11 protein-coding genes are annotated in these 16,651 nt (G+C 45.6%); 6 read left to right on the plus strand and 5 right to left on the minus strand.

Annotated features, from left to right (window positions below):
* Positions 1–179 precede the first annotated feature (179 nt).
* The 5 genes from IDJ77_RS08085 (at position 180) to IDJ77_RS08105 (ending at position 8,236) form a co-directional block, all read left to right on the plus strand.
* Positions 180–3,275: a SusC/RagA family TonB-linked outer membrane protein gene (locus tag IDJ77_RS08085; protein WP_191188432.1), complete on the plus strand. Its 3,096-nt coding sequence runs from the start codon at positions 180–182 to the stop codon at positions 3,273–3,275.
* Positions 3,276–3,295: 20 nt separating this feature from the next.
* A complete protein-coding gene (locus IDJ77_RS08090; protein ID WP_191188433.1) occupies positions 3,296–4,816 on the plus strand; it encodes a SusD/RagB family nutrient-binding outer membrane lipoprotein in 1,521 nt (506 codons plus the stop codon).
* A 49-nt stretch (positions 4,817–4,865) separates the two neighbouring features.
* Positions 4,866–5,993 carry a mannonate dehydratase gene (locus IDJ77_RS08095; RefSeq protein ID WP_191188434.1) on the plus strand — a complete coding sequence of 376 codons (1,128 nt, stop codon included), beginning with the start codon at positions 4,866–4,868 and terminating at the stop codon, positions 5,991–5,993.
* Between the two features lie 228 nt (positions 5,994–6,221).
* Complete coding sequence (locus IDJ77_RS08100; RefSeq protein ID WP_191188435.1) at positions 6,222–7,154, plus strand: RraA family protein; 933 nt, start codon at positions 6,222–6,224, stop codon at positions 7,152–7,154.
* Positions 7,154–8,236 carry a bile acid:sodium symporter family protein gene (locus IDJ77_RS08105; protein WP_191188436.1) on the plus strand — a complete coding sequence of 361 codons (1,083 nt, stop codon included), beginning with the start codon at positions 7,154–7,156 and terminating at the stop codon, positions 8,234–8,236. The genes IDJ77_RS08100 and IDJ77_RS08105 overlap by 1 nt, the downstream gene beginning before the upstream one ends.
* Positions 8,237–8,248: 12 nt before the next feature.
* On the opposite strand, the gene IDJ77_RS08110 is transcribed toward IDJ77_RS08105, so the two are convergent.
* From IDJ77_RS08110 to IDJ77_RS08130, 5 genes are all read right to left on the minus strand, one after another.
* Complete coding sequence (locus tag IDJ77_RS08110) at positions 8,249–9,058, minus strand: glycerophosphodiester phosphodiesterase (protein ID WP_191188437.1); 810 nt, start codon at positions 9,056–9,058, stop codon at positions 8,249–8,251.
* A gap of 2 nt (positions 9,059–9,060) precedes the next feature.
* A complete protein-coding gene (locus IDJ77_RS08115; protein ID WP_191188438.1) occupies positions 9,061–10,149 on the minus strand; it encodes an alkaline phosphatase family protein in 1,089 nt (362 codons plus the stop codon).
* A gap of 70 nt (positions 10,150–10,219) precedes the next feature.
* A complete protein-coding gene (locus IDJ77_RS08120) occupies positions 10,220–11,800 on the minus strand; it encodes a SusD/RagB family nutrient-binding outer membrane lipoprotein (protein ID WP_191188439.1) in 1,581 nt (526 codons plus the stop codon).
* Positions 11,801–11,814: 14 nt separating this feature from the next.
* Positions 11,815–15,093: a SusC/RagA family TonB-linked outer membrane protein gene (locus tag IDJ77_RS08125; RefSeq protein ID WP_191188440.1), complete on the minus strand. Its 3,279-nt coding sequence runs from the start codon at positions 15,091–15,093 to the stop codon at positions 11,815–11,817.
* A gap of 190 nt (positions 15,094–15,283) precedes the next feature.
* The gene (locus tag IDJ77_RS08130; protein ID WP_191188441.1) at positions 15,284–15,853 is read right to left on the minus strand and encodes an HD domain-containing protein; all 570 of its coding nucleotides are present in this window, start codon (positions 15,851–15,853) and stop codon (positions 15,284–15,286) included.
* A gap of 164 nt (positions 15,854–16,017) precedes the next feature.
* On the opposite strand from IDJ77_RS08130, the gene IDJ77_RS08135 reads away from it, so the two are divergent.
* Positions 16,018–16,596 carry a helix-turn-helix domain-containing protein gene (locus tag IDJ77_RS08135; protein ID WP_191188442.1) on the plus strand — a complete coding sequence of 193 codons (579 nt, stop codon included), beginning with the start codon at positions 16,018–16,020 and terminating at the stop codon, positions 16,594–16,596.
* Positions 16,597–16,651 lie beyond the last annotated feature (55 nt).

A 16,651-nucleotide genomic window follows, 5' to 3' on the forward strand; every position in this document is an offset into this window, starting at 1 on the left:
AAACCTATACATCAAACTTACTAAGGCTGTCCAAATCTCCGTATGCGGAGGTGCAAGCGCAACAGGATTAAACGGACGATTTATGCGGCAGTGTGAGAAGCTGCAAGCCATATGGTGCTGCTCCGTGTCCTTATCAAAAACCATTTATAAACCTTAATTAACTCAACAATCAGTTGTTTATGAAAAAAATTATTTTCCTGGCCTTATTAGGCCTTGTTTTTCTGAGTACCGCATTCGCACAATCACAAAAGGTCTCCGGTGTGGTTATGGGCGATGACGGGCAGCCTTTAATAGGCGCCACAGTGTATAATAAAGCGGCTATAAGTAATGCCACCACTACCGATAACAAAGGCGCGTTCTCTATCAATGTGTCGGCGACTGCCACCCTCGTGGTAAGTTACATCGGTTACAAAACCCAGGATTACCAGTTAAAAGGTGAAACCTCTGGCATAAAAATCACTTTGAGCTCGGGCAATGCCTCGCTAAGCGAGGTGGTGGTAACCGCACTGGGTATCAAAAAAGAAAAGAAATCGTTAGGCTACGCGGTAACCGAAGTAAAAGGCGGGGAGCTAACCGAAGCACGCAGCGTTAACCTTGCTAATGGCCTGGAAGGCAAAGTGGCAGGTTTAAACATTTCGCCCCCTGCAACAGGCGCCAATGGCTCAACGCGTATCACCATTAGGGGTAGTGGATCTATCTCCGGCAACAACCAGCCGCTAATTGTGGTTGATGGTGTACCCATCAACAACGACCCGAGCACACTTGGCCCAATTGTATCGTGGACAAAAGGCGATGCCCAGGGTTACGATAAAGGCGATGGGATCTCCCAGTTAAACCCCGACGAAATTGAAACCGTGAGCGTGCTTAAAGGCGCTACCGCAGCAGCCTTATATGGTTCAAGAGCATCAAACGGTGCGATATTGATCACATCCAAATCTGCAAAAGCCGGGCAGGGCGTAGGTGTGGAACTTGGTTTGAATGCTGCAATGGAAACCCTACTGATACCCGACCTGGGTTACCAAACCCAATATGGCCATGGTACAGGCGGTGTAAAACCAGCTACAATTGCACAGGCAAAGGCCGGCCGTTTTAGCTGGGGCGGCAAGCTCGATGGCTCCGACGCGATGTTTTACGACGGCGTTTTGCGCCCATACGTTGCGCAGGATAATAACTACGGCAATTTTTACCAAACCGGTAAAAACATTACCAGCAACGTTGCCTTAACCGGTTCCACAGAGAGCACCAAATACCGCTTCTCCTACAGTAATGTAAATTACAACGGTATTTTGCCCACTAACACTACTGATCGCAACAACTTCGCGTTGAATCTAAACAGTAACCTGGGCAAAAAGCTTTCTATTTTAATCAATACCAAATACATAGCCGAAAAGAACCACAACAGGCCGCGGGTATTGGGTGAGGCGGGTAGTTCTACCTTCGGGATATTGGCACTGCCTTCAACTATTCCGCTTTCTTTATTGAGAGAGAAGAAGTACGATGCAAATGGGTATGATAACCCATGGAACGATAACCTCTTCACCGTGAATCCTTACTATGGTGTTGAAGATTTTAAAGAAAACGATAAGAAGAACAGTATCATTGGCGCAATTGAGCCAAAATGGCAAATTACCGATTGGTTGTACACCAAGGCAAGGTTCGGTTTAAACTACTTTAATTACACCGAAAGCGAGATCATCCCTTATGGTACAGCTTACCAGTTAAGAGGTGGCTTAACTATACACAACAGAACTTATAATGAACAGAACACCGAGTTTATGATAGGGGCTAATAAGAATATTACAAAGGATATTAATGTTAACGGTATAGTAGGGTCAAACTTTTTAAAGCAGGTAACCGATGGTAACGATTTTTCGGCATCTAACTCATTCAATATCCCTTTCTTTTACGATCTGTCTAATATCGACGCTGCAAACCGTACTTACAGCAACGCCCATATCGAAAAAAGGATCAACTCGGTATACGGTACTGCCGAAGTATCTTACAAGAGCTTTTTGTATCTGAACGCGTCGGCCCGTAACGATTGGTTCTCTACCCTGTCGTCTGGTAAAAACAGCATTCTTTATCCATCGGTAGGGTTAAGTTTTGTGGCTTCCGAAGCTTTAAAACTGCCTGAGGTTTTCAACTACTTAAAGATAAGAGCAGCCTGGGCGCAGGCCGGCGGTGATACCGATCCGTACAACTTGTCGCTCAACTACGCGCTAAACGGAACCAACTTGGGGGCACCGCTTGGCCAGATCAATAACACCAATATCCCTAACGTAAACCTGCAGCCACTAACTTCTACTACATCGGAAATTGGTGTGGAAACCAGGATGTTTAACGACAGGTTTAACCTTGACGTAACCCTTTACAACCGTAAAACCCGTAACGACATTGTAGCGGCAACGGTTTCGCTGGCATCGGGTTACAGCACCGCCTTATATAATGTGGGTGCGATAAGTAATAAGGGTATCGAATTATTAATTGGTGGTACGCCTTTTAAAACCAAATCTTTCAGCTGGAATACTTCCTTTAACATTTCCTATAACAAAAGTGAGGTGCTTAGCCTGTACCAAAACCTTACTACGCTGCGTGTAGATCAAAGCCGTTACGGGACCTCGTTTATCGACCAGATAGTGGGTAAACCATACGGACAAATAACCGGGTTCGATTATAAGCGGGATGCAAGCGGCAACATTGTTTACAGCGCTGGCGGTGCGCCTCAAAAAGGTAACCTTATCGTATACGGTTCTGGCGTTGCGCCTTATGCAATGGGCTTTACCAATACATTTACGTACAAACGCATCTCTTTAAGTACATTGATAGATGCCAAGTTTGGTGGCTATATCTATTCAGGGTCGAAAGCTTTTGCTTACCGCTTTGGTTTAGCACCTGAGACTTTGGAAGGCCGCGATGGTGGTATAATAGGTGTAGGTGTTAATGAGCAGGGTACGCCAAATACAGTTAGCTCTACCTCGCAAAACTACTTTGGAAGCATCCACTCTAATATTGCAACCCCCACTGTATTTAAATCGGACTTTATTAAGCTAAGGCAGATCATCCTGAACTACCAGATCCCTTCATCATTGCTCAACAAGATTAATGTAAAGGGTGCTACAATTGGCCTTGTTGCACGTAACGTAGTTATTTTGATGAAGAAAACAGGCAACCTCGACCCTGAATCTAACTACAATAACAGCAACGCGCAGGGTTTAGAGTACGGCAGCGCGCCAACCACCAGGAACATCGGCCTTAACCTTAATATCAAATTTTAAAACATTTAAAAAGTATTAAAATGGTACGTAAAATATCAATTATAGCATTTATTACGGTCTTGTTTGCTTCGTGCACCAAAGACTTTCAATCTATCAATACCAACCCAAATGTGCCCACGGCGGTACCCAACGATTACCTGCTTGCCACATCGCAGGTACAGCTTGCCGGCGCGCATAACCCCGATTCAAAATCGTGGAGGAACAATTTTGGGTATTCTGCCTGCCTGGTGCAGCAAATGTCGTCTACCGATATCAGCTTTTATGGCGGTAGCTTTTACACATCAACACAAAACAGCTTCTCGGCTTATTTTGAAGATGCTTATCCCAATTCCATCAAAAATGAGGTGAATTTGATCAGCCTGTCATCAGCAGATGCCAAGTTTGTGAACATCACTTCGATGGCCCGTATTTTAAAAGTAATGGACATAGCTGTCATGACGGATATGTACGGTGATGTGCCTTATTCAGGTGCAGGTAAGGGTTATCTTGATGCCAACTTTACCCCGGCTTACGATGCGCAGAAGGATATTTATTCCGATCTGTTGAGCGAACTGGAAAAAGCAGGTGCCGCGTTTGATGCAACAGCTTACATACCTGTAAAGGCCGATTACATCTACTCGGGCGACCTTGCAAAATGGAAACGTGCGGCCAATACCCTTATGCTTCGCCTGGCAATGCGCCTGGTAAAGGTTGATCCGGCTATGGCACAAGCCTGGGCGGCCAAAGCAATTGCAGGCGGCCTAATTACCAGCAGCGCCGAAAATATTGCTATCAAATTTGATGGTGTGGCCCAGATCAGTTCGAACCCCAATTCCTGGATATTAGGGCCAACGGGCTCGCGTAATATTGCGGCTATCAACGGCGTATCGTGGGGTAAAACCTTAATTGATATGATGAAGAACCGCCAGGATCCTCGCCTTCCGCTTATCGCGGCTTTAAAAAATGGGGACAATACCGTTGCCAAGCAGGCTGGCTTGCCAAATGGCACCAATACCAATACGCTGGCCACGTTGACGCCTTCCAACCTCGACCTGTATTCGCGCCCGGCTGCTGCAATGTATCAAAACAGCAATCCATGGATCTACATGACCTATGCCGAAGCCCGCTTATTACAGGCCGAAGCTATTGAAAGAGGCTACGCTACAGGTGCTGCCGCAACCGTATTTGCCGATGGGCAGGTTTCGGCCTTAAACCAGGTTTATGGTGCGGTTAAGCCATCTGCCGGCGATATTGCTACTTACGCTGCAGCAAATACATACCCTGCTTTGAGTACGCTTGATGCCAAAATGAACGCAATACATACCGAATTGTACTTGCTGAACGCGGTTACGCTTAATGGCGCCGAAGCATGGTCTGACTGGAGAAGGAGCGGCTACCCGGTGTTAACTCCTGTAAATTTTGTTGGCAACGAAACAAATGGTGTTATCCCGCGCCGTTTAAAATATTCGCCGGGAGAGTTTGGTGTAAACCCAAATGTTAACGCGGCTATCGCAAAGCAGGGTGCCGATTTATTTACTACCCGCGTATGGTGGGATAAATAGTCGGCCTTACTAAAACTAACACCCCTTAATAAATAAGGATCATATAATAATGAAGGATAACCGGAGAGATTTTATAAAAAAAGGTGCTTCATTGGCAGCCGCCCTATCGCTTGGTAGGCCGGCTGCTTCTGCAGCAGGTTCGGAACCATATAAGCATGGGCTTAAAAACGCCCGGGAAACTACGGCGATAGCGAGGGATGCAGGTATGCAGTTCTGCGAATCGTACTTTTTTGGGATGAACCAGCAAAAAATAGCGCTTACCAAACAAATGGATGTTTTGGGCGCTGTTGCAGGGATCCAGCCTGCGCTGGGCGGTCCCGGTTCAAAACCGTGGGAATACAATACTATTATGGCCAATGTGAAGGCCTGGGAGAATGTGGGCTTAAAGCTAAGGGTAATAGAAGGCCCCCCAAGCCTCGGCGAAAAAACAAAACTGGGCTTAAGCGGCCGGGATGAGGAGATAGCCAACTTTATCAGCTTTATGAAAAACCTTTCCAAAGCGGGTATAGACACCATTTGTTATAACTGGATGCCTGTGATAGGCTGGCTGCGTACCAGTAATGATAAACCCGGCCGTGGCGGGGCTTTGGTAACGGCTTTTGATTACGAGGATATTAAAAAGGCTCCGGTTACAAAATATGGGGAGATATCAAAAGATGCACTCTGGAAAAACCTGGAATACTTTTTAAAAGCTGTAGTGCCCGAGGCCGAGAAAGCTGGCATTAAACTGGCCATGCACCCAGACGACCCGCAGGTGGATAGCGTGAGAGGGATCTCGCGGATCATGACCACCGTGCCGAACTTCGACAGGATGCTGAAACTTTACCCGAGCCCCAGTAACGGCATCACCATGTGCCAGGGCAATTTCTCGCTGATGGGTGTAGATATCCCGGATACGATACATCATTTCGGGAAAGAAAACATCCATTTTGTGCATTTCAGGAACGTGCGGGGAGGCAAATTCAAGTTCGAGGAAACGTTTCATGACGAAGGGCAGATTGACATGTATAAGGCAATGGAAGCTTATTACAAAATAGGCTTTAAAGGCGCCATCCGGCCAGATCATGTGCCAACCATGGCCGGCGACAGTAACGAACACCCCGGCTACAGCACCATTGCCACCCTATATGCCATTGGCTACATGCGCGGGCTGATGGAAGCTGTAAGCAAAAAATAATCACCTGGGCTGTCAAAAATTTATTTACCAGGGAAATCGCTTTTAAAACGGAACCAAAACAGTACGGATTTTGGCAATAATTTCAATTAATTTTAGGCTTGTTCGCGTTCGACATGGAGCCCGAACAGCCCGAACAAGCCCGAACACGGGTGATTTTAAACAAATCATTACTGAATAAGGCTGTAAAAATTCTAACTGCGATTTCCCTGACTTATTTACCTATTTAAAATGAAAAGGAAATTTATACTTTTTACCTTTTGTATGGCTGCGGCTTTTGCCGCAAATGCCCAGCAAATTGGCGCATCGCCCGAATATATAAAAACGCTCACCGCTAAGTGGAAAGGTGAGCGTTTTGCCGATGGCCGCCCAAAGGTATCCGATGCCTTATTAGCGCGATTAAAAAACATATCGCTGGAAGATGCCTGGGGGGTATTGAAAAATAAAGGTTTTGTAAACCAGTTTGAAGGCGACTGGACCATCATCAACCCTGATAGCCCCATGGTGGGCCGCGTAGTTACCGCGCAATACATGCCCGCCCGCCCGGATATGGCCGAAATGATAAAAGCCCAGGGCATTGCCGAAGGCCGCGGACAACAGGGCGGCAATAACTCCTGGCCTATAGATAACTTGGTTGATGGCGATGTATATGTTGCCGATGGCTTTGGCAAGGTGGCGGACGGAACTTTAATTGGCGATAACCTTGGCAATTCCATTTACGCAAAATCGCACCGGGGCGTTATATTCTATGGTTCGGTACGGGATGTGGAGGGCTTAAGCGCTATAAAGGGCTTCAACGGCTGGATCAAGGGCACCGACCCATCCTACCTTTTGCAATCTACAATTACTACCATAAACAACCCAATCCGCATTGGAAGGGCAACGGTTTTGCCCGGCGATGTGGTGCTGGCAAAGAAGTATGGTACCATATTTATTCCTGCTTATTTGGTAGAGGAGCTTGTACTTACATCAGAAGTTACCGCCCTGCGCGACCAGTTTGGCCACCAGCGCCTGCGCGAGAAAAAATACCTAACCGGTCAGATAGACAGCAAATGGACGGAAGATATTAAGGCTGATTTTTTAAATTGGGTTAACCATTACCCGGGCAAACTCCCCATGACCAAAAAAGAGCTTGACGATTACTTAAAGGAGCGCAATTATTAATGAAGAATAAATTATACAACTTAGCATTAGCGCTGGCGGCGGTATGTATCTGGGTGGCGCTGGCATTATCATTTGCCGGCCATATTGAAGAAGCGGGCCTCCTTTATATCAGTTTTTTTATACTACTGGCCATTGGCGTAAGGCGGTCGGCCTTATTAAAAGGCTTTGCTTATACCCTTTGCATTTTTGCGGCGGTAGCTACGGCTTTGTACTATCCGCATTATTTTGTAGAATACAAAGGCTTTAAATTTTCTAAGCTGATAACGCCACTAATACAGCTGATCATGTTTGGAATGGGCACATCCATGAGCGTGGGCGATTTTGTTGGCGTAGTAAAAATGCCAAAAGGGGTATTCATCGGCGTATTCAGCCATTTCCTTATCATGCCTTTGATTGGCTATACGCTCGCAAGCCTCAGCGGTTTCCCACCCGAAATTGCAGCAGGTATTATATTAATAGGCTGTTCGCCAAACGGTATGGCATCCAACGTAATATCATACCTTGCTAAAGCCAACCTGGCACTATCTATTACCATCACTGCGGTATCTACCTTATTAGCGCCAATTATTACGCCCCTTTTAATGAAACTCTTAGCAGGAGCGTTTGTGCAGATAAACGTACTGGATATGATGTGGGATATTACCAAGATGGTAATCCTACCCATTGCGGGCGGGTTATTGTTTAACAAGTTCTTAAGTGGCAAAGCAAAATGGCTGGATAGCGCTATGCCCTTTGTATCGATGTTCGGTATTGCCTTTATTATCGTTATCATCACTGCGGCGGGGCGAAACAGCTTACTTACCATCGGCCCCTTATTAATATTACTGGTGCTGATCCATAATATGTCGGGCTATTTGTTGGGCTATTGGTCGGGCCGGTTGTTTAAAATGAGCGAACGCGATTGCCGCACCATTGCCATCGAAGTAGGGATGCAAAATGGTGGGCTTGCGTCGGGCCTGGCCAAAGAAATGGGCAAAATGGCCACCGTTGGCCTGGCGCCGGCAGTTTTTGGTCCGCTGATGAACATCACCGGGTCGATATTGGCAACCTGGTGGCACCGCAAACCGCCGGCCGAAAAATAAAATGTTGCTATATTATCGGAGCCTCTTTTCTTTTAAGTATTTTACCAAGGCTGCGGGGTGGTCGGTTTGGAGGCCGGTAAGCCCTTTTTGCAGGGCTTTATCCCAATCGGCAGGCCCTTCGCCGGCGCTTTGTATATCCGGCCAAACCGGCAGGTTTAGTGTGGCAGCATTAGCAAGCAGGGCGGGTGTATATTGGCTATATCCGCCGTCGAGCAGATCGGGCTGGTAGGTATCAATGAATTTCTGCATCCCGTAAACGCTCTTAACACTATCGGGCAGGCTTAGCATCAATGGCATTTTGGGGGCGGCCTTGCGCCAACCGGTAAATTGCACCGGGCTGTTAATGTATACCAGCACCTGCTTCTCCATGCCGTATTCCTTTATCATTTTGTAAGCTACGGCAGGGTCTGCGGCTTTAAAATCCAGGTAGATGTTTATTTTGTTTTTGGCGAGTTTAAGGATCTCTGCAAAGGTAGGGACATGGTACGTTTGGATCGAATCCTTATTTTTTAAGGTAAGCTGCTTCAATTCGTTGAGGGTGAAACTGCTTACCGCGCCTTTAGCGTTTGTCATGCGGTTTACGGTGCCATCGTGCATGCTCACCAATTGGCTGTCTTTGGTGGTACGGAGGTCTATCTCTATGTAATCCGCTTCGTTTTTAATGGCTTCGCGATAAGCTTCCAGGCTGTTCTCGGGATAAATTACATGATCGCCGCGATGGGCTATAACAATAAATTTATGCCTTGATACGGGAACAGGATTGGGCGTATAACTGCCCAATCCTGTTAATAATATTATTAGTGCTAAAACTGTATGGCGCATGGTTATTTGATAACGGTTTTTATAGCATCGCCAACTTCGTGCCCGGCATTTGCCTTAAAATCAAAGCCGAGCAATTGTGCCATGGTTTGCGCCAGTTGTTTGTGGTAGGTAGTTTCGGCTGGTTTTACTTCGCCCATCGGTGCAGTATCCGGGCCTATCACTGCAAACCAGGTTTGCTCCGACCCAACAACTTCGGCACCATGGCTTTTCCAGGTGTCTAATGGCGTTTCGCCGCGGCCATGGTCGCAAGTGATCAGCAGCGTAGTATTGTTTTTATAGAATGGGTCTGCCTGGATAATATCCCAAAGCTGTTTAATAAAGCCATCTTCCTGCTTTGCCCTTTCCAGGTATGATTTATAGTTGCCATCATGCGCCATGTCGTCCGGTTCATCAAAAGCCATATATAATACACGCGGTTTGTATTGTTTCAGGTATTCTTTGCTGTATTCAAATGTGATGAAATCCGACCTTGTGCTATCGCCTAAATAGCGAGGGGTATTGTGTTGTAGCTCGTTCAAATATTTTAAACGGGCGTTAGCATCAGCATTCTTTACATTGGCATAGCCCGAGTATACTGGTAAGCCAGACCGGTTCACATTCAGGATTTGTGGGAAGCGTTCCCACGAGGAGAAGGCGATCACCTTGCCCTCAAAGCCTTTTTGTTTATTGATGTACTCCAGCAAGTTCATGTTAGGGTTGGTGATGGGCTCGTTGGTATTCATTCGTTTATCGGGGAAACCGGTGAAGATCTCATTATAGCCCGGATACGAGAAATGGTATGGGTTAGCCAGTTCATCTTTGCCGCCCGCATCTCTGTTACCGTAAAGTTGCCCTTGCTTGCTAATTACGTTCCACAAAAACGGGAACAAAATGGCCCGGCGCGCCTGTGGCGTTGCAGCCCAATAATGCTTCTTCACCTCTTCCTTATCATTGGTGAATTTAGAGTTGAGGAGTGCTGAATCCGCACCGCGGTAAACCTCCTGCCAGCGCATGCCATCAAGTGTAACGATGATGAGGTTTTTTGTTTTATGCTGAGCCATTGCCGGCGTTATAAAGCAGGCACTTAGCAGTATAAAAAGCAATTTTTTCATTTGGATTTTGTTTAAACAAGCAGGGCAGCTATTTCTAACTGCCCTGTTGCATTTGGTTGGTTTAGTTTTGTTATTTAAGAATGTACATCAGTCCGTTGATGTCATCGTTGCCGCCAAACTGGGCCTGCAACGCTTTATTGTAGTTATCAGCATTTGAGGTCCGCTCTGACGATGGATATTGAAAACGGGCGGCAATACGGCCACCGTTACCTGTACCAGGGCCGGTTGTAAATACCGGGATACCTGTTCTGCGATAGGTGAAGTAGCTCTCCAGGCCCGAGTGGCGGAACAGCGCCAGGTATTTTTGCTGTAATATTTTAGTTAAACCCGCAGCATCGGCAGTGTATTTAACACCTGCCTGTGCATAATAAGCAGCCCAGTCAACATTGATGGTATAGGTATCATAGTTAGCAATGTTAGCCGTACCTGTAGAACCCGGGCGGTAAAAATAAGCTGTGAACGTACCCGTACCTGTTGGCACACCGTATGATGCAAACGATGCTTGTATCCCTTTAATGTAATACGCTTCGGCATCGCCGGTTGCCCAGCCGCGGTTAATACCTTCGGCAATGTTAAACATCAGTTCGGCATAACCTATCTGGATAGAAGGCTCGCCGGTAAAGGTTGAATAAAAACGTTTACGGTTGATGAAAGAGTATTTCTGCAAACCGGCGTTGTTGTACATCACACCTAAGTCTAAACCCGGGTCGGCACCTACAAATGAGTTGAAAGCGGTTGGGCTTTGTTTAGCAACGTCAACCAGATCGCGAGAAGGTTCGTTGGTAACAAATACACGCGGATCTTTCAGATTGGTTAATAAGCCAACATAAGTAGATGATGAGTTTTTACGTGAACCATTCTGACCGAAGTTATCCGGCGTCATTGGGTAGTAATTGCTCGGTGCAACAAAGGTATATTGCAGGTTGTCATCCGCACTTTGCATTATTGGGTATTTTGTTGGGTTGCCAACAATGGCAGCAAACTGGCTGGTAACGCCAAGGTCTGCTTCCGCAGCTTTCTTGCTCAGCTCGGTTAATAACCTAATGTGGAAAGTATTGATAACTTTTTGCCATTTGGCCAGGTCGCCGTTCAGGTAGATATCACCGGTTAAAGTGCTTCCGCCTTTGGCAATAACCGCGGTCATGTCGGTATTTGCTTCTTCTAACCAGGTTAACGATTGTTTCATCACATCCTTCTGCGAATCGTAAGCCGGGGTTAAGCCGTCCAAACCTTTTAAGGCCTGGGTCATCGGGATATCGCCCATTTCTAAACTCATTTTGCTGAAGAAATAGGCGCGGAAGAATTTACCAACCGCACTGTACTGGTTTACTGCAGGCAAACCGGCAAGTTTAGCTTGCTCTTCCATAGCAACAACGTTTTTAAGGGTGTTGTAATAGTTATCGCCGCTGCCAAAATCATAACGGTTGTTGCCGTAGTAATCGTAGTTGTACAGGTAATACTGGCTGTAGATCTCGTTTTCGCCATCCGGGCCATCAGCCATGCTGTTTAATACACCGTTGAATAAAAGCGAGGCCGGAACCGCATTGGGTACGTTATTGTTAATAGTAAGCTCATCAAAGCTTTTCTTACAGCCCGTTACCGATAGTAGCATACATACCGGCAGGACACAAATTTTAAATATCTTTTTCATATATATCCTAATAATTAGAATGACAGATTTAGGTTAAAGCCATAGCTGCGTACTGTGGGCGATTGTAACACGGTTTGCGAAACAGCGCCGTTGTACTGATCCAGATCCACATCCTTAAAGCGTTTGTCTTTGTAGAAGTACAGCAGGTTGCGGCCGTAAAGTGATGCCGATACTTTCTGGATAAAGGTGTGCTGCAGGAATGTTTTAGGGAAATCGTAACTGAATGTAACCTCGCGCAGTTTAGAGAAGGTTTTGCTCATCAGGTTACTTTCATCCACGTTGTAGTACTTGCTCACATAATCCTGTACGAAGGCGGTTTTGGTGTTGGCACCATATTGTAAGGCATTGTAGTTTAAAACAGCGCCTGTTTTAGAATCGTAGTTGATAGCGGTACCGTTGGTTACCACAACACCTTCGCCTACGTAGCTGCCATTGTAACCGGCTGCGCCAAAGTTCTGCCAGTCTTTGTAACGTGCATCGCCCAATGCGCCTGTAGCGGTTTCGATATTGGCACCACCACGCATGGTTTTGTTGTGCATGTAATCGATAATTACACCACCAACCGAACCATCAAACTGGAAGCCCATGCTTAGGTTTTTGTAGCGGATCTTGTTGTAAACACTCCAGCTGTATTTAGCGTTCATATTACCCAGGTACTGTGCAACAGGTAATACAAGCGGCTTGCCGGCTGCATCGTTTATGATCTGCCCTTCTGGTGTGCGTACGAATTTGCTGCCGTACAATTTATCGGTGCGGTCGCCGGCTTTAAAGAAGGTGTTGTAAGTGTCCTGGCCCGGAGGCAGTTCTTTGTATACCTCTTTGTTGGTTGATACGTTTACCAAAACATTCCAGGTAAAGCCGCTTAAATTTTTAATTGGCGTACCCTCTAATGAACCCTCGTAACCCGAGCGCTTGGTTTTTAATGCGTTTAGGAACAAAGTAGTGTAACCCGATGCAGTAGAGATAGAGTTACCCAAAATTCTTGGGCCATCCACATACTGGAAAGCGGTACCGCTAAAGCCCAAACGGTTTTGCAGGAATTTAATATCAAAACCCTGCTCCCAGTTTACGCGGGTTGATGTTTTGATGTTAGGGATAAACAATACATTGCTTGCGTAACCGGCAGTTTGCCCGTTATAAGGCTTGTTGGTTAAGTAAGATGTTTTAAGTGAGTAATCCGGCCCGTTGTACGGTGAGGTATAAGTTGAACCGTAACCCAACGGGTTGTTGAATAACGATGCTGCCGTGCCACCACCAAAAGCCGTGATAGAGCTGAACGGTGCAGGGCCGATAGTTGGGCTTGATACATCGTTACGGATGCTGGCGTAAGAACCGCGCAGTTTAAGGAAAGAGATAAACTCAGGCAGTTTCACATAATCAGAAACAACCGTTGCAGCCGATACGCTTGGATAACCGTACGATGCTACGTTTTGGAAGTTACTTGATTTGTACTGGCGGAAAGTACCCGATACCGTAGCGTATTTACCAAACGATGCATCTAACGAAGCATAGTAGCTAAACTCGCGCGATGCGGAGTTAAAGCTGGTAGCCTGTATAGCGTTTTTTGAGTTGCTGAAAGCATAAACTTCGGGCACGTTCAAATAATCGGTAGACACCCAGTTGCTGTTGTAGTTAAAGTTACGCAGGTTAGAACCAACCAAACCCGATAAGTTCAGGAAGTTTTTAATGGTATAGTTGTAACTAACAAATAACTCGGTGTTGTTATCAAACAGGTCGCGGCGGTCTTCGCGGTAATCGCCCTGGTTGCCTTCACGGCCGTAAGGGTGAGCAGAATACGGTAGCTTCTCGGTACGTAAAATGTTATAAGTGTTGATAGATGACCGTAAGGTAACATTCAAATTGCTATTGAATTTGTAGTTACCGGTTAAGTAACCGTAAGTGTCGTTTTTGTAATGGCCGCGCGTCCATTTCTGGGTAAGCAGGTATGGGTTATGGTAGCGCTGATACTCGGCAAACTGCGATTGAACGCCAGTTTTGCCCGGCTGCCAAATGGCTTTAATATCGGGTGCGTTGATATCCCAATCAGCACCGGTCCATACAGCGATGTTGTAGATGATACTGTTAGGGCCGTATTGCACATCGGGGAAGTTGTCAGTGCTTTGGCGGTTAAAGTTAACGTTACCTTCAAATTTCAACTTTGCAGTTGGGCTAAAGGATGCATATAAGTTCGCGTTAGCAATATTTAAGTACTGCGAAGGGATATAGCTGGTTTGGTGCTGCTGCGAAACCGATAAACGGGTTACGTAGTTTTCGCCAACCGAACCTAATGCGATGTTATTGTTGGTTTGGTAACCTGTTTGCAGAAAGTTCTTCAGGTTATCCTTACCGCGGGCCGTCCAGGGTGTGCCCTGTCTAACACCATTTATGATAGGGCTATCATACTGCGGTATCAACTGGCCGTTGAAGTAAGGTCCCCAAACATCGTAGTCACCATCTACACCACCCGGTGCGCCACCTTTACCATCAACAAACTGGTAGTAAGTGTTTTCGCCCGCGCCATAGCTATTTTGGATGCGTGGGAACGCCAAAAAGCCGGTATTGGCAACAGTACTGCTGTTAATATCAACAGTTAAGCCTTTTTTGTTTTTCTCACCTTTTTTGGTGCTGATCAAAATTGCACCAAATTGTGCACGGTTACCGTAAAGCGCCGCAGCTGCAGGGCCTTTTAGTACAGTATAAGTTTCAATGTCATCGGGGCTGATGTTATACGTATCGGTATTGATAGGGATACCATCCACTACGTATAACGATACCTGGTTACCCCTGATCAAAACGTTAGGGTTTCCCAAAAGCTCGGCAGATGGGCCAACCGATACACCCGCCACTTTACCAATTAAACCGGTAATAGGGTTAGGGTCGCGTGCGGTGGTTAATTGCTCTCCGCTTACCGCTTGTATAGCGTAACCAATGCGGCGGGTTTCTTTTTTAACACCCAAGGCGGTCACAACAACCTCATTAAGGGTTTGGCTCGATCCGGTTAACGATACGTTAATAATTGTTTTATCGGCAACTACAACTGTTTTTGTTTCGAAACCGATGAATTTAAATGCAAGTGTTTGCCCCATTGATGCTGTAATAAGGTAATGCCCCTCTACATCGGTAGCGGCATTTTTGCCTGTTTCTACAACACTTACCGTAACGCCCGGCAGCGGTAAGTTTTTGTCATCCGTAACAGTACCTGTAATTTTTGATTGCGCATGCAATAATGCCGGCGACAAACAGAATAATACTACTGCTACAACAACTTTTAATTGCTGGTAAATCTGTTTCATTAAATTAATTTTTTGAGTAAAAAGCTTCGTTTTTGTTGCAGCAATACTAAACTTTGTTTATTATTTGTAAACTAAGTTTAGATTAAGTAAACTTTAACACTTTGTGTACTTAGAATTAAGCACCGGGAAGGATAGTAACAATTAAATTACCGCACCGTTAAACTAAATTAACATGCAGGTACAGGGGCTGCTATTTGCGCTTTAAATGAGATAGCGCTATGGTTTTTAAATATGCAATATTATCCACCGCTACATTTTGCAGTTTAGCTTCATCGTCCCAATAGCGCATACGGATTATAAGATCAGCATCGGTATGTTGTTCAAAGGCGGCAGCTTCTGCGGCGCTCATTACGCCCCCCTGGAAACCAAGCGTAACCTTACTGGCCGGCGATAGCTTGTCAAAATATTCGGGGTATTTATAAGTTAAATAGCGCTTGGCAATAACGTGGCCGTTTACCAGGTTGGCCAGCCGTTCAGAAAAACCGCGATCTGTTAAATAATCTGCCCCAAGTTTTTCATGATCCACATTGCCCATGCCGTCCATGCTTTCGGCGCTGGCGCACAAATGGCCTATATCATGAAAGAAGGCGGCTAATACAACCTCATCATCGTGCCCTTCGGCCTGAGCCAGGGCGGCCGCCTGCGACATGTGCTCTAATTGCGAAACCGGCTCGCCAATGTAGTCGTCATCGCCATGCAATTCGTACAAAGCAAAAACTTCGTCTACAATTTTTTCCGGCGAGAGCTGTATAAGGGGCATCAAGGTAATGTTTCCGTCAAAGGAAAGCTTTTAGTATTACGGTAAAATTAAATTTTCATCATATAATTTGTTACACATAAAAGGTGTTAAAATAAGCTAAATACCTTGCCCCCTTTAATTTAATTCTCTACTTTGCCAGCGTTCAACCACCCTAATATATTATAATGGAAGATGATGTACTGATACAGATCAGTAACCGGATAAAGGATAAAAGGCGCGAAAAAAATATAACGGTGCAGGAGTTGGCCTCAAGAGCTAATGTAAGTAAGGGGCTTATTTCGCAAATAGAGAACAGTCGTACTATTCCTTCCTTGGTTGTTCTCATTGATATTATTAAAGCACTGGAGATAGATATGAATGTTTTTTTTAAAGACATCCATGCAGCTGGCAGCAACTTTCCGCTCATTATACGCCGACAGGCCGACTATGAGCATTTTGAGAAAGAACACGCCGAGGGTTTTCATTACCAGCGCATCTTCACTCAAAGTATCAAAAACTCTACGGTTGATATTGTTATATTAGAATTGGAACCCGACGCACATCGCCCGCAAGTTGAAACCGAGGCCTACGAATACAAGTATATCCTGTCGGGGAGTATAGAATACCAGTTTGGCGAAAAGATATACACCCTAAGCCAGGGCGATTCGATGTTGTTTGACGGACGTATCCCCCACACACCAAAAAACACGGGTAAAGAGAAAGCAAGCATGCTGGTTATTTACTTTTTTGAAGAACGGGCATAGCACTTAAAAATTCCTTAACTTTAATTTAGTTTATTATTAATAAACATAGTTTAAT

Source organism: Mucilaginibacter pankratovii (genome assembly GCF_014773265.1).
Lineage (GTDB): Bacteria > Bacteroidota > Bacteroidia > Sphingobacteriales > Sphingobacteriaceae > Mucilaginibacter > Mucilaginibacter pankratovii.

Coding starts and splice junctions, on each gene's coding strand:
- IDJ77_RS08135 (WP_191188442.1), top strand. CDS start 16,018: ATGGAAGATGATGTACTGATACAGATCAGTAACCGGATAAAGGATAAA.
- IDJ77_RS08085 (WP_191188432.1), top strand. CDS start 180: ATGAAAAAAATTATTTTCCTGGCCTTATTAGGCCTTGTTTTTCTGAGT.
- IDJ77_RS08090 (WP_191188433.1), top strand. CDS start 3,296: ATGGTACGTAAAATATCAATTATAGCATTTATTACGGTCTTGTTTGCT.
- IDJ77_RS08130 (WP_191188441.1), bottom strand. CDS start 15,853: ATGCCCCTTATACAGCTCTCGCCGGAAAAAATTGTAGACGAAGTTTTT.
- IDJ77_RS08100 (WP_191188435.1), top strand. CDS start 6,222: ATGAAAAGGAAATTTATACTTTTTACCTTTTGTATGGCTGCGGCTTTT.
- IDJ77_RS08125 (WP_191188440.1), bottom strand. CDS start 15,093: ATGAAACAGATTTACCAGCAATTAAAAGTTGTTGTAGCAGTAGTATTA.
- IDJ77_RS08105 (WP_191188436.1), top strand. CDS start 7,154: ATGAAGAATAAATTATACAACTTAGCATTAGCGCTGGCGGCGGTATGT.
- IDJ77_RS08095 (WP_191188434.1), top strand. CDS start 4,866: ATGAAGGATAACCGGAGAGATTTTATAAAAAAAGGTGCTTCATTGGCA.
- IDJ77_RS08110 (WP_191188437.1), bottom strand. CDS start 9,058: ATGCGCCATACAGTTTTAGCACTAATAATATTATTAACAGGATTGGGC.
- IDJ77_RS08115 (WP_191188438.1), bottom strand. CDS start 10,149: ATGAAAAAATTGCTTTTTATACTGCTAAGTGCCTGCTTTATAACGCCG.
- IDJ77_RS08120 (WP_191188439.1), bottom strand. CDS start 11,800: ATGAAAAAGATATTTAAAATTTGTGTCCTGCCGGTATGTATGCTACTA.